This is a genomic window from Rhodobacter sp. NTK016B, from assembly GCF_017303295.1.
GTDB lineage: Bacteria > Pseudomonadota > Alphaproteobacteria > Rhodobacterales > Rhodobacteraceae > Pararhodobacter.
The window spans coordinates 121355-134507 of the sequence record NZ_JAFKOK010000012.1 but is presented as its reverse complement, the minus strand read 5'-3'; the positions used below and the strand labels follow the sequence as shown (position 1 = coordinate 134507).

The following is a 13153-nucleotide window of genomic DNA, read 5'->3' as shown; positions in this document are numbered from 1 at the left end:
CGCCGCTGCGCTCAGCGCTTCTTCAGCGCGTCCATCAGCGCGGCGCCGAACGCGCCCTGCGCCTCGTCCCGCTTGGCGGGCCCGGCGCTGCCGCCGCGCGGCCCCTTGCCGCCGCCTTTCGGCCCGCGCTGTTGGTCGCGCTGCTGATCGCGGGGGCCGCGATCGGGGCGGGTATCGGCATTGTCCTTGCGCATTGTCAGCCCGATGCGCTTGCGTGCCACGTCGACCTCGACCACGCGGACGGTGACGACATCGCCCGCCTTGACCACTTCGTGCGGATCCTTGACGAACCGGTCGGCCAGCTGGCTGACATGGACCAGCCCGTCCTGATGCACGCCCACATCGACGAACGCGCCGAACGCGGCCACGTTGGTCACCGTGCCCTCAAGCCGCATCCCCGGTTTCAGGTCGCGGATCTCGTTCACGCCCTCGGCGAAGGTCGCGGTCTTGAATTCGGGGCGCGGGTCGCGGCCGGGTTTTTCCAGCTCGGCCATGATGTCGCGCACGGTAGGCAGACCAAAGGTGTCGTCGGTAAAATCCTCGGGCGACAGACGCTTGAGCGGTGCCGGTTCCTTCATCAGCGTGGCGACATCCTGGCCCGCCGCCGAAACGATCCGGCGCGCCAGCGCATAGGCCTCGGGGTGGACGGACGAGGCGTCGAGCGGCTCTTTCCCGCCCTGAATGCGCAGGAAACCCGCCGCCTGTTCGAACGCCTTGGGACCAAGCCGCGCGACCTTCAGCAGCTCCTTGCGGCTGGCAAACGGGCCGTTCGCGTCGCGATGCGCGACCACCGATTCCGCCAACCCCGCGCTGAGCCCCGACACCCGCGCCAGCAGCGGCGCCGAGGCGGTGTTCAGTTCCACACCGACCGCGTTCACGGCATCCTCGACCACGCCATCCAGCGCCTTGCCCAGCGCGTTCTGGTTCACGTCGTGCTGGTACTGGCCGACGCCGATCGCCTTGGGTTCGATCTTGACCAGCTCGGCCAGCGGGTCCTGCAAACGCCGCGCAATTGACACCGCGCCCCTGAGAGACACGTCCAGATCGGGAAATTCCCGCGCTGCCAGTTCCGACGCCGAATAGACCGAGGCACCCGCTTCGCTGACCACCACCTTGACCGGGCGCGGGCTGGGCAGTTTCGACAGCAGATCGGCCACCAGCGCATCGGTTTCCCGGCTGGCCGTGCCGTTGCCGATGGCGATCAGCCCCACGCCATGCTTGCGCACCAGCGCGCCCAGCGTGGCCAGCGTCCCCTGCACATCCATGCGCGGCTGGAACGGATAGACGGTCGCGGTTTCGACCACCTTGCCTGTTGCATCCACCACGGCGACCTTCACCCCGGTCCGAATGCCCGGATCCAGCCCCATCGTCGCCTTGGCGCCCGCCGGCGCAGCCAGCAGCAGGTCCTTGAGATTGCGGGCGAAAACGCGGATCGCCTCGGCTTCGGCGGCTTCGCGCAGGTCGGTCATCAGGTCGATGGTCAGGCTGAGCTTCAGCTTGATGCGCCAGACCCAGCCCGCGACCTTGTCGAGCCACGCATCCCCCTTGCCCGCAGTTCCGATATTGAGCGCGCGCGCAACCATGCGCTCGGCGGTGGACTGGCCCGGCGCGGCCTCGGGCTCGACTGCGAGATCCAGCGCAAGGATCCCCTCGTTGCGTCCGCGCAGCATCGCCAGCGCGCGGTGGCTGGGCACGCCCGAAAGGGCCTCGGAATGCTCGAAATAATCCGAGAATTTCGCACCCTCGGATTCCTTGCCGGGCAGCACCTGCGCCGTCAGCCGCGCCACGGCGGCCATATGCGCGCGAAGCTGGGCCTTGAGCGCGGCATCTTCAGTCAGACGCTCGGCGATGATCTCGCGCGCGCCGTCGAGCGCGGCCTTGGTATCCGCCACCGCCTCGGACAGATAGGGTTGCGCCAGCGCCTCGGGATCCGCCGCGCGGTCGTCCAGAATCGCATCAGCCAGCGGTTCCAGACCGTTTTCGCGCGCGATCATCGCCTTGGTGCGGCGCTTGGGCTTGTAGGGCAGGTACAGGTCTTCGAGCACCGCTTTGGTCTCGGCCGCGTTGATCTTCGCGCTCAGCTCGTCGGTCAGCTTGCCCTGCGAGGAGATGCTGTCGAGAATCGTCGCCCGGCGCGCTTCCATCTCGCGCAGATAAGACAACCGCTCGGACAGCGTGCGCAGCTGCGAATCGTCGAGGCCCCCGGTCGCCTCTTTGCGGTAACGCGCCACGAAGGGCACGGTCGCGCCTTCGTCCAGCAGGGTCACGGCGGCGATGACCTGATCGGGGCGGGCGCCGATCTCGGTGGCGATAAGACGGGGGATGCGCGCGGTTGCGGGCTGGGTCACGGAGCGGGCCTTTCGGTCGAATGCGGGCTGCGACCCTAGCCCCGCCCGGACCCGAGGCCAAGCCCCGCGCCGTTACTTGTAATCGGGACCGACCACGGTGAGCGTGGTGCTGCCGAGAATGCGCTCTGCCCCGTCGCTGCCGCGCCCGATATAGCGCAACTCCCACGCGCCGGGCTCGGACGGGGCGCCGATGATCGCCGCGCCCTCGACCGGGACGAAGGTGGCGCCGCCCGAATCGTCGGCGACCGGAGCACCCGGACGGGCGATGCGGATCAGGTCCTGCGGCGCGCGCGGCGAGTCCGCGCCCAGCCTCACGTTCAGCGCCACACCGCCGGGGGCGGTCATCGGCAGCAGGTGGACGGTTGCATCGGCTGTGTCGCCGCGCGGTTGCGGAACGCTCTGGGCACTCAGCGGTGCGCCGGCGAGGGCGGCAAGGAAAGCCAGCAAAATCCGTATCGTCATGAAATCGCTCCCTGTCGCGGCCGCAACCGGGTCCGCTTTCTGCGCCAAAAGCTGCCACGCGGTGCATACGGCGTCCAGCGCTTTGCCTGCCTGCCGCGCCTATGGCTTCCCCTTGCCAGCGCGCCAAGCTATCACGCCCGCATGATCACCCGCAGCCATACCAAGGGCGATGCGCCCTCGACCGCGCTTTATTCGTCGTGCGAGTCGTACCGCTACATGCTGACCCGCATCTGGGAGCCCGAGGGGCGGCGCGTGCTTTTCGTGATGCTCAACCCGTCGACCGCGACCGAGGTGCAGAACGACCCCACCGTCGAGCGCTGCGAGCGGCGCGCGCGGGCGCTGGGTTTCGGGGCGTTCCGGGTGTGCAATATCTTCGCCTATCGCGCCACCGATCCGAAGGTGATGCGCGCGCAGCCCGACCCGGTGGGTCCCGCCAATGACGCGGCGATCGTGGAAAGCGCGGACTGGGCCGATACCATCGTCTGCGCCTGGGGCACGCATGGCGCGCATCTGGCGCGCGGCCCGCAGGTCGAGGCGCTGTTGCGCGCCACCGGCAAGCCGCTGTTCCATCTGGGTCTCAGCAAGGCGGGGCACCCCAAGCACCCGCTCTACATCGCGTATTCCCACCAGCCCGAGCCGTGGTAAGCGCGGCGCCCCGTAAGGGCTGCGCGAAGATCTGCCGAGACAGCGCGGCGACGCCGGACCTCTGAAAGTCACTGCATTACAGTGCTTTACCTGTCCCGCCCGCACATTGGGTGACGGACAGACCAGCACCAATCCCCGACCGAAAGCCGAGCTTCGGAACCCCAAGACCACTCTACCGCGTTCTTTCGCCGAACCCGGCGCAGGCCAAGGCCGCGCCGCGACGAGAAAGGACAACCCGATGAAACGTTTCTTGATCGCTGGCATCGCCGCCGTTTCGACCCTTGCCGTCACGCCGATGGCCTTTGCCGATCCCCCGGCCCATGCGCGCGGGAACGGGGCGCAGCATTGCAACGGTCCTTCTTGCCGCGGGCGGGTCAATCCCGGTCACGGGCCGAACGACATTCGCCATGGCGGGCGCCACCTGCGCGGCCATTCGCACGACCGCTCGGACGGCGACGTGACCATCAACGTCACCAATATTCAGATCGGTACCGATGCCAGCGACGCGCGTTACTGGGATTATCGCAGCGGCTATGGCATCGCCCCCGCCCCGCCGGGGCAGGAATACCGCGTCATCAACGGCCAGCTTGTGCTGGTCGACAGCCAGACACTGCAAGTGATGGCGCTGATGGGCCTGCTAAGCGCGCTGGTGAACTGACAGCACCGGCCCGCTACAGGTCGGAACGGCGGTCAGAAATCGACGGCCGTTCCGCGATCCTCGGCCTCGGCCCGGGCAAGGACGTGGGTGGCGGCGGCAAGATCCTGCGCCACGATGCCCAGCGAACGATAGAGCGTGATCGACTGCGCATCCGGACGCCCCGGCCCACCAGCCAGCACGGCGCCGATCTCGGATTTCAGGTCCGCCTCGGTGATCGTGCCCGCTTTCAGGCCCGAGATGATCTCCTCGGCCTGCGCCAGAAGCGAGGGGCGGTAATCGAAGAACAGCTCAGAGCGCCGCAGAACCGCGTCGTCAATCTCGCGCTTGCCGGGCATCGAGGCGCCGACGATGTTCAGATGCTGCCCCGGTTCGAGCCAGTCGCCCATCAGCACCGGCGTGGCCGCGTTGGTGACGGTGCAGACGATATCCGCGCCCCGGACGCCCGCCTGCGCATCGGTGCCATGGGAAAACGCCGCGCCGGGATACTGGCTGCGCGCGTGTTCCACGAAGGCGGCGGCCTTTTCGGCCCGGCGCCCGACGACATGCACGGTGTCGATATCGCGCACCGCCAGCATCGCGGCGAGGTGATGCTCGGCCTGCTCGCCGGTGCCGATGATCGTCAGCCGCGTCGCCTCCGGACGGGCCAGAGCGCGGGTGGCGACGCCTGAGGCAGCGGCGGTGCGGATCGCGGTCAGAAGACCCGCATCCATCATCGCCACGGCGCCGCCATCCTCCGAGTCAAACAGCACGACCGCGCCGCGATGGCCCGACAGGCCCTTGGCGGGATTGCCCGGAAACAGGCTGACCAGCTTGACGCCGTAGCAGGCCGGATCGCCCAAAGCGCCGGACATCACGCCCATCATGTTCTTGCCGCCCACCGGCACGACATGGCGCAGCGGCAGTTCCGCATCGCCGCGCGACACGGTGCGCATCGTGGTATCGATCACGGCGATGGCCTCAGCCATGGGCAGCAGGTCCGCGACATCAGCATTCGATAGGAGTCTCATGCCTGAAAGGTCCCGTCTTCGCTTTTGGTCCAGTCGGGCGACAGCGTTGCCACCCCCAGCCGCGCGAGCAGCAGGCTGGTATAAAGATCCGGGCGCAGCAGGTAGGGGAAATGCCCGCCCCACAGGAACCGGAAGGCCGGCGCGGGCGCGTTGCGCTCCCGCACGGCTGCGCGCATCGGCGGCGGGATCAGCGGGTCATCGCTGGCCTCGATCACGGTGGCGGTGTCGTGGGTGTTGCTCAGTGGCGGTAGCACCGGCCCGGTCTTGATCGCGTCGAGACGGGCGCGCATTTCCGGCTCGGGGATACGGCCATCGGCCTCGGCCAGCAGGAAATCGACCATCTCGGCATGTTCGGGATGCGCCGCGCGCCACGCGTTCATCCCCGCCGCGAATCCGGCGCGCAGCTCGGCGATCGGGGCGTTCCACAGATCACTGGAATAGGGCGGGCGCTGATCGATACCCTCGACGGAATGCAGGGTATTGGCGGCGAAAAGATGGGTCACCAGATCGGGCCGTTCCGCCGCGAAATACTGCGCCAGATAGCCGCCCAGCGACGAACCCAGCACCGCCGTCTGTCCCACGCGCAGCCGTTCCATCAACTCGGTCAGGTCTGCTGCCCATTCCACCACGCCACCGCTTTCCGGATAGCTCACGGCGATCACGCGCATATGCGGCGCCATCGCCTCGATCTGGCGGAAGAATACGTCGGCGCGGCCCAGCGTGCCGGGCAGGAAAAGGAAGCACGGTCCGTCCGTCATGGCGGTCTCGCCGCCCGGAATCCCGGTATCGATCAGACCCCACGAACGGCCATCGATCTCGATGCGCTGTTCGGGAAAGCGCGACAGGAACGCGTCGCGCGCGGCCATCAAACTGTTACTCATGCGAAGGGGTTCTCCACGCGCGGCCAGTAATCGAGAGACCGGATCTTGTAGGGAATGGCCGTGAAATCGGGGGTGATCGCCCCCGGCGAGGCGATCGGGATGATCACGGAGGCGAGCGGCGCGAAGCCCGCGCGGTAATGGTTCGAGGATTTCACCACGACATGGCGCTTGGCCTCTACGTCGATGCCGATCTGGGTGAAGGCATCGGGGTGGAAGGTCTGGGTGCGAATGTCGTTCACCACGATGTCGATGTTCTCGGACGGATCGTTGGTGCCCGTGTCGATGGTCAGCCAGACGCTCGTGCCCAGCTCGACCGGCAGCGTGCCGAAGGTCTGCGCCAGCCCCGGAACGATGCGCTTGATGGTCACGGTCAGGTCCAGCGGATCGCCCGACATCGGCCCCACCTTGCCGCCCAGCCGCACCGGCAGCGTCGCGCCCTCGCCCGCGTCCTGACACAGGCGCACAAGCTGCGGGTCCCAGTACAGCCCCGAAACGATCGAGGTCAGGCCCCGATCCAGCATCGCGCGCAGCACGAAGGTGGCGTCCCCCGGCGCGCCGCCCCCGGCATTGTCCGACATATCGGCCAGCACGATGGGGCCCTGATTGTGCCCGGCCGCCAGATCGAGCGCCTCGTCGATGGTCAGGACCTTCTGAAAGATCGCTTCTTTCTCGGCCCAGAGCTTTTCACCGATCTCGCGGGCGATCTTTTCGGCCAGCGCCGGGTCGCCGTCGGTGATGGCCAGCGCCCGCGCGCCGGTACGTTCGTGATCGCCCCAAGGGAAGCCATGCGCCAGCGACAGAGACAGAACGCCCGCCTCGGATTCGCGCGCGGTCATTGCGTCGACGAAATCGCGCATCGGGCCTTCGGGCGTCGGCATCGCCATGACGATGCGGCAGTCGTAATCGCGCATCACCGGGTTGGTCTTGCCCTCGGCCGCGTCGGCGATCAGCGCGAACAGCTCGGCGCCACGTTCGAGGATGTCGATATGGGGATATTCCTTGAAGCAGATCAGCGCATCGGCCTTGGTCAGCATCACCTCGGTCAGATGGCAATGCGGGTCCAGAAGCGCACCGATCTTCGCCTGCGGGGCGACGGCGCGGATATGCTCGATCAGATCGCCTTCGCAATCGGTATAGCCATCGGCGATCATCGCACCGTGCAGCTGCAGCAGCACGATATCGACCGGCATCGCGGCTTTCAGGTCGGTGACGATCTCGTCGCGGAACTGCTCGTAGACCTTGCGCAGCGTCGGCCCCGAGGGCTGGGCAAAGGCGGCAAGGCTTTCGGCCACGTCCCAACCGCGCGCTTCGGCCTCTTTACGCCACAGGCTCATCGCGCCGGTCCAGTAGAGCGGCTTGCTGGACGTCGCCGTGCCGTGATGGATCATCCCCTCGTCGAAGCTGGCATAACTAGTGGGCAGCGGCGAGAAGCTGTTGGTTTCGGTGGCCAGACAGGCAATGAAGGTCTTCATGGGGTCTTTCCAAGCGGTTCGGGCAACGGGGAATCGGGTGTCCCGGGTTCGGCCGGTGCCCGCGCGGGCGCCTGGCCGGTGGCCTGCATCGACAGCGATGCGGCGACATGGATCAGGATCAGGATAAAGGCGATCGGCACCGCCGCCGTGAACCAGATCATCGAAACCGGGATCATCTCGGCGGTGCGCGACATCGAGCGGCCCAGAAAGCCGCGCGCGATGTTCATGTTGGGGCCAAAGAAGCAATACCACAGGATCGGCGTGGCAAAGATCACCACGCCCAGCGCCCGCAATGTCGCCAGAAGCCCGCCCAGCTTGCCGCGCATCGCCACCATGTTGGGGAACAGCACCGGGTCGGCCCCGGCGCGAAACGCGACCGATGCGCCCAGCATCCCGGCCCAGACCATCGCCCGGCGGGACAGTTCTTCGGTCCAGATCGGCGGGCTGGACAGGACGTAGCGCGCGATGACCTGCCAGCCTGCCGCATAGACCATGACCAGCACCGCGAGCACCGCGCCGACGATGGCCAGGACGTTCAGCGCCCCCGAGACCCGTTCGAGGCCTCGGGCAAGCGCTTGGGCAAAGCTGCGGATCATCGCGCGCGTCTCCGTTACTCGATGGCGGCCTGCCAGGTGGCAAGCTCTTCATCGTTGACGATCCGGCCATAGGTCACCGCCGAGGCCTCTTGGAACTCGGCCCGCGCCTCGGGGGTCAGCTCGGTGATCTCGACCCCCGCTTCGCGCAGCTGGTCGAGCACGCCGCCCTGCGTGCCAAGCCATTCGCGGTTCGCGGCATTCGCGGCCTCGATCGCGGCATCAACCGTCGCGCGGTCTTCGTCCGACAGGCCCGAATACCAGTCTTCGGACATGATGGCGCCGCGCAGCGACACGAGGATGTCAGCAGGAGTGAAGTGACGCAGGAACTCGGTGTGACCGAAGAGCAGCGGCACGAAGGCCGGGTTCAGATAGCCGTCGGCAACCCCCGTCTGCAGCGCGTTCGGCACTTCGGCCCAGCTGACGATGGTGCCGGTGGTGCCCCAGGCCTGGAACAGCTCGATCTGCGCCTCGTCGAGCGCCCGCATCCGCAGGTCCGACATATCCTCCATCGAGGCGATGGGGTGACGGGTGTTGAAGATCCCCGCCGCCGGACCGACTGTCACGACGCCCGCGACGCGCACGCCATGCGACAGAAGCGGCTCGTTGATCTGCGCGAGCATGCCGTTTTCGTAAAGCGCGTGGTCGATCTGCTCCATGCCGCTGAAGAAATAGGGCAGACGCAGACCGTTGATCAGCGTGTCGAGCGACGAAGTGATGCCGAGCGGCGCCATCGCGACCTCGACAAGACCTTGCGTGACCTGATCGAAGACCTCGTCATCGCCGCCCAGCGCGCCGCGCTGGTATTCCTCGGCCTCGATGCCGTGCTCGTTGAGATAGGTCGAGAAGGCATGCGCCCAGACATAGGTGCCCGAGCCGTCGAGATCGGCGGGACTGTCGAGCGAGACCTTCACCTGCGCCTGCGCGCCCCCGGCGGCGAGCGCCGCGAGGATCGATGCGGTAATCAGCAGCTTTTTCATTGTGTTTCCTCCATGTTGTCGTTGTCTGGTTGGTTGAAAAGCAGGCTAAGGGCCTAAGTCCCGATGAAGCCCAGCATCCTTGGCAGCCACAGCGTCACCTCGGGCAGCCAGATCAGCACGCCCAGAACGGCGATCTCGACCACGAGAAACGGGAAGACCGCGCGCGCAAGACGCCAGTAATTGATGCCGGTCACGGTGCTGACGATGATCAGGCAGCCCCCCAGCGGCGGGGTCAGCAGACCCAGCGTCAGGTTGAAGCACAAGACGATGCCCAGATGGACCGGGTCCGCGCCCTGTTCCAGCGCGACGGGCGCCAGCAGCGGCACCAGAAGCGCCAGCGCTACGGGCGTGTCGAGAACCATCCCCGCGACAAGGAAAACCACGTTCAGCAGCAGCATATACTCGACCGGGCCAAGCCCCGCGCCGGTGACCATGTCGGCGATGGCCTCGGGCAGACGTTCAAGCGCGCCCAGATAGCCCAGCGCCGACACCGCCGAGATCAGCATGAAGATCGAACCCGACAGCATGGCCGTGCGCTTGAGCGCTTCGAGCAGCGCCGCGATGGTCATGCGCTCGTACGCCATGCCTGCCAGCGCGGCGGCAACCACGGCGACGGCGGCGGCTTCGGTCGGGGTCATCAGGCCGAACACGATACCGCCCAGAATGATGCCGGGGATACACAGCGCGGGCAAAGCGTTCAGAAAGGTCGGGAAAAATGCCGGCAACTCGCCCTTGGCCGCGCGCGGATGGCCATCGCGCCACGCGAAATAGCTGTTGGTGAGCATCAGCGCGACGGCCAGCAACAACCCCGGCACGATCCCCGCGATAAACAGCGCGGTGACCGAGGTATTCATCAGCGCGCCGTAGAAGATCATCACGATCGACGGCGGCACGATCGGGCCGATGATCGACGAAGCCGCCGTGATCGCGCCTGCATAGGTCAGCGTGTAGCCCTGCTCGCGCATGGCCGGAACCAGCGTGTTCGACACCGCCGCGCTGTCGGCCACGGCCGAGCCCGAAATGCCCGCGAAGAACACCGAGGTCATCACGTTCACATGGCCCAGCCCGCCCGGCAGACGCCCCACCAGCGCCATGGCCAGCCGGATCAGAACCCGCGTGACGCCGCCCCGGTTCATGATCTCGCCCGCCAGAATGAACAGCGGCATCGCCATCAGCGCGAAGACGTCGATTTTCGAGAATATCTGCTGCGGCAGGATGGCGAGATAGCGCTCTTGCCCGGTGGCGAAGAAGGCCACCACCGCCGAGGCGCCGATGACATAGGCAATCGCCAGCCCCGAGGCAAGCAGCACGGCACCGAGAACGGGAGCAGCCCAGATCATGCGACCAAAGCCTCGCGACGGGGGGCGAGCGCGTCTGCGGTGACACCCTCGGCGGCGATATCGGGCGGGATAGGCTGCCCCAGAACCAACGCGGCGGCGGCGCGGGCCAGCGCGGGCGCCGACTGGATGCCATAGCCCCCCTGCCCTGCCAGCCAGAAGAAACCGGGCGCATCGGCGGCATAGCCCACGACCGGCGCCTTGTCGGCGACGAAGCTGCGCAGCCCCGCCCATTTGTGCTCGATCCGCCGCACCGGGAGGTCGAACGCGGTCTGGATGCGATCGACGCAGACGGCGACATCCCATTCATCGGGCTGTGCGTCGCAGGGGGCGGACGGGGTTTCGTCGGCGGGCGAGAGCAGCAGCTTCCCGGCATCCGGGCGCAGGTAGAACTGCTCGTCGATATCGACCGCCATCGGCCAGCCATCGACCTCGGCCCCCACAGGCGGGCTGACAAGGATCGCCGTGCGCCGCTTGGGCACCAGCCCCACGGGCGCGACGCCCGCCGCGCGCGCCAGGTCATCGGCCCAGGCGCCCGAGGCATTGACCACGATATCCGCTGCGATCGCCCCCAGGGGCGTTTCGATGCGCCAGCCCGCGCCGTCGCGCGACAGGCCCGTCACCTCGGCCCGCAGGCGCATCTCGCCCCCCATCGCGGTAAGCTGGCGCAGATACTGGCGGTGCAGCGCATCGACATCGATATCGGCGGCCTGCTCGTCCTCAAGCGCGCCGTGCAGCGCCTCGGAGCGCAGAAGCGGGAGACGCTTGAGCGCTTGAGCAGGCGTCAGGCGGGTAAGGTCCATTTCCGCAGCCATCGCATCGAAGCTGTCGGCCTGATCGGGGCGGGCAAGGAACAACACGCCGCGCGGCTTCAGCAACGGATGCGGACGCTCGGCGGTGGGCGGCGCCTGAAATGCCGCGCGCGACGCCCGCGTCAGCGCACGGATGACCTTGGGGCCATAGCTGGGCGCATAGAGAGCCGCCGACCGCCCGGTGGTGTGATAACCCGGCGCCATCTCCCGCTCGAGCAGCAGCACGTCCTGCCCGGACCCTGCCAGTTCTGCCGCAACGGAAGCCCCGGCAATCCCGGCGCCGATCACAACGATCCCGCGTTTTTCCATCGGTCTCATCTTCGCCCTTGATCACGTTTCCGTCACGCTAACACGGTTTTTCCAATACGAAAGACATTTTTTCCAATACGAAAATTCGTTTGCTCGCTCCCCCGATCCGCGTATGGTCAGGGCATGAGCCCCAACGATGCCGCGCCCCGGAAAACCGCCGCCGACATGCCCGACGCCCAGCGCGCCGAGTTCGGGCGCAGGCTGCTTGACCTGCGCCGGGATCGCGGCTGGACCTTAAGCGATCTGGCCGAACGTTCGGGGCTGGCGGTGAGCACGATCTCGAAAGCCGAGCGCGGGCTGATCTCGCTGACCTATGACCGGATGCGGCAATTGGCTAAGGGTCTGGGCATCGACATGGCCGAATTGCTCAGCGCCGAGGGCGCGGCGTTTCAGCCGGGCAGCTTCGCGGTGGCACCGAAAGGGACGTTCAAGCGGCAGGAAACGCGCAACTACGTCTACGAGATGCTGTTTCCCGAATTGCGCAACAAGGCGATGATGCCGATGCTGGGCACGCTGAAAGCCCATGACCTGATGGATTTCGACGATTTCGTCCGCCATCCGGGGCAGGAATTCCTGATGGTGCTGGATGGTGCCGTCACGGTCTATGCCGAGGGCAAGGCGCCCGTCGTCCTGCGTCAGGGCGACAGCGCGTATTTCGACAGCTCGCGCGGGCATCTTTATGCCTCGGCCGGCGCCGAGGATGTGCGGATTCTGGTGGTCTGCACAGATTTCGAAGCGTCCGAGCTGAGCGGGGATGCGCCGGTGAACGGCGCATCCGAGAGCACGCCCGATTAACGCATCAAGACGACCGGCACCTTGCACGACCGCACCATTTCGGTGGTGGTCGAGCCGATGATCAGGCTGCGGATGCGCGAATGGCCGTAAGCGCCCATGACCAGCATGTCGAACCCGTCCCGCTCGACCATCTCGCCCAGCGCCTTTTCGGGCTGACCGGGAACGATTGCGGTCGTGGCTTCGATCCCGGCGCTGCGCAGCATCGCCTTCGCATCCTCAAGCCCGCCCGCCAGTTCGGCGCTGTGCGAACCCACGGTCACCAGATGAACCTGCAGCCGCGGGAACAGCGACGAGCGGGCGATATGGTCCACCGCCTTCATCGCCGATGAGCCGCCGTCATAGGCCACCAGAACCTTCTCGATCGGCCTGAACGCGCGCGAGGCCACGAAAACGGGTTTATGCGAGGCGCGCACGATCCGTTCCAGATTGGACCCCAGATGCCCCTTCGCGAAATCCGCAGCCTCGCCGCGCTTGCCAATCAGGATCACGCGGGCTTCGGCCTCGGTCTCGGCCACGGCATCGACCAGATCCCCGTGACGCAGGCGGGTGGTGACATCGGTCGCGCCCGCCTTTTCCACCAGCGCGCGCGCATCGTCGAGAATCGCGCGGCCCCGGTGGCCCACCAGCTTGGCGCGCTGCGCGTCAAGCTCGGCCAGCTCTTGCATAAGCTGCGTGCGAGCGCCCAGCGCGATGGCGCCGGACAGATCGTGCTTGTCGGCGGCCTCGCGGCGCCCCAGCACATGAACCAGCTCAACCGGCGCGCCGGTGCGCTGCGCGATCCATGCGGCATGTTCGCAGACGCTGGCCGAATAGATCGAGCCATCGACGAGGGCGATAATCTTTTCCATGGTCTT

The 13153-nt window shown here is 67.1% G+C and carries 13 protein-coding genes; 3 read left to right on the top strand and 10 right to left on the bottom strand.

What is annotated here, in order from left to right; translation table 11 throughout:
- Positions 1-11 precede the first annotated feature (11 nt).
- Both JI664_RS16530 and JI664_RS16525 read right to left on the bottom strand, forming a co-directional pair.
- Positions 12-2348, bottom strand: coding sequence for a Tex family protein (locus JI664_RS16530; RefSeq protein ID WP_207014869.1), 2337 nt, complete (start codon positions 2346-2348; stop codon positions 12-14).
- A gap of 72 nt (positions 2349-2420) precedes the next feature.
- Entirely contained in the window at positions 2421-2810 is a 390-nt protein-coding gene (locus JI664_RS16525) for a hypothetical protein (protein ID WP_207014868.1), read from the bottom strand.
- Positions 2811-2951: 141 nt separating this feature from the next.
- On the opposite strand from JI664_RS16525, the gene JI664_RS16520 reads away from it, so the two are divergent.
- A complete protein-coding gene (locus JI664_RS16520) occupies positions 2952-3455 on the top strand; it encodes a DUF1643 domain-containing protein (RefSeq protein ID WP_207014867.1) in 504 nt (167 codons plus the stop codon).
- 238 nt (positions 3456-3693) lie between these two features.
- Positions 3694-4113, top strand: coding sequence for a hypothetical protein (locus JI664_RS16515; RefSeq protein WP_207014866.1), 420 nt, complete (start codon positions 3694-3696; stop codon positions 4111-4113).
- A 32-nt stretch (positions 4114-4145) separates the two neighbouring features.
- Here the strand turns inward: JI664_RS16515 and JI664_RS16510 are convergent, their stop codons facing one another.
- Genes JI664_RS16510 through JI664_RS16480 form a run of 7 tightly spaced genes read right to left on the bottom strand, consistent with a single transcriptional unit; the run spans position 4146 to position 11504 of the window.
- Complete coding sequence (locus tag JI664_RS16510; protein ID WP_207014865.1) at positions 4146-5120, bottom strand: ornithine cyclodeaminase family protein; 975 nt, start codon at positions 5118-5120, stop codon at positions 4146-4148.
- Positions 5117-6001: an alpha/beta fold hydrolase gene (locus JI664_RS16505; protein WP_207014864.1), complete on the bottom strand. Its 885-nt coding sequence runs from the start codon at positions 5999-6001 to the stop codon at positions 5117-5119. Before JI664_RS16505 ends, JI664_RS16510 begins: the two co-directional genes overlap by 4 nt.
- Positions 5998-7473 (bottom strand): M81 family metallopeptidase, encoded by a 1476-nt coding sequence (locus JI664_RS16500; RefSeq protein WP_207014863.1) that lies wholly within the window; start codon positions 7471-7473, stop codon positions 5998-6000. The genes JI664_RS16505 and JI664_RS16500 overlap by 4 nt, the downstream gene beginning before the upstream one ends.
- On the bottom strand, positions 7470-8069 hold the full coding sequence (locus JI664_RS16495) for a TRAP transporter small permease (RefSeq protein WP_207014862.1): 600 nt from the start codon (positions 8067-8069) through the stop codon (positions 7470-7472). The genes JI664_RS16500 and JI664_RS16495 overlap by 4 nt, the downstream gene beginning before the upstream one ends.
- A gap of 14 nt (positions 8070-8083) precedes the next feature.
- Positions 8084-9046, bottom strand: a complete 963-nt coding sequence (locus JI664_RS16490; protein ID WP_207014861.1) for a TRAP transporter substrate-binding protein — start codon at positions 9044-9046, stop codon at positions 8084-8086.
- A 53-nt stretch (positions 9047-9099) separates the two neighbouring features.
- Positions 9100-10386, bottom strand: a complete 1287-nt coding sequence (locus JI664_RS16485) for a TRAP transporter large permease (RefSeq protein ID WP_207014860.1) — start codon at positions 10384-10386, stop codon at positions 9100-9102.
- Entirely contained in the window at positions 10383-11504 is a 1122-nt protein-coding gene (locus tag JI664_RS16480) for an NAD(P)/FAD-dependent oxidoreductase (RefSeq protein ID WP_286174139.1), read from the bottom strand. The genes JI664_RS16485 and JI664_RS16480 overlap by 4 nt, the downstream gene beginning before the upstream one ends.
- Positions 11505-11627: 123 nt before the next feature.
- Between JI664_RS16480 and JI664_RS16475 the strand changes: the two genes are divergently transcribed.
- The gene (locus tag JI664_RS16475; protein ID WP_207014858.1) at positions 11628-12299 is read left to right on the top strand and encodes a helix-turn-helix domain-containing protein; all 672 of its coding nucleotides are present in this window, start codon (positions 11628-11630) and stop codon (positions 12297-12299) included.
- Here the strand turns inward: JI664_RS16475 and JI664_RS16470 are convergent.
- Positions 12296-13147: a universal stress protein gene (locus tag JI664_RS16470; protein WP_207014857.1), complete on the bottom strand. Its 852-nt coding sequence runs from the start codon at positions 13145-13147 to the stop codon at positions 12296-12298. The genes JI664_RS16475 and JI664_RS16470 overlap by 4 nt on opposite strands.
- Positions 13148-13153: the final 6 nt, after the last annotated feature.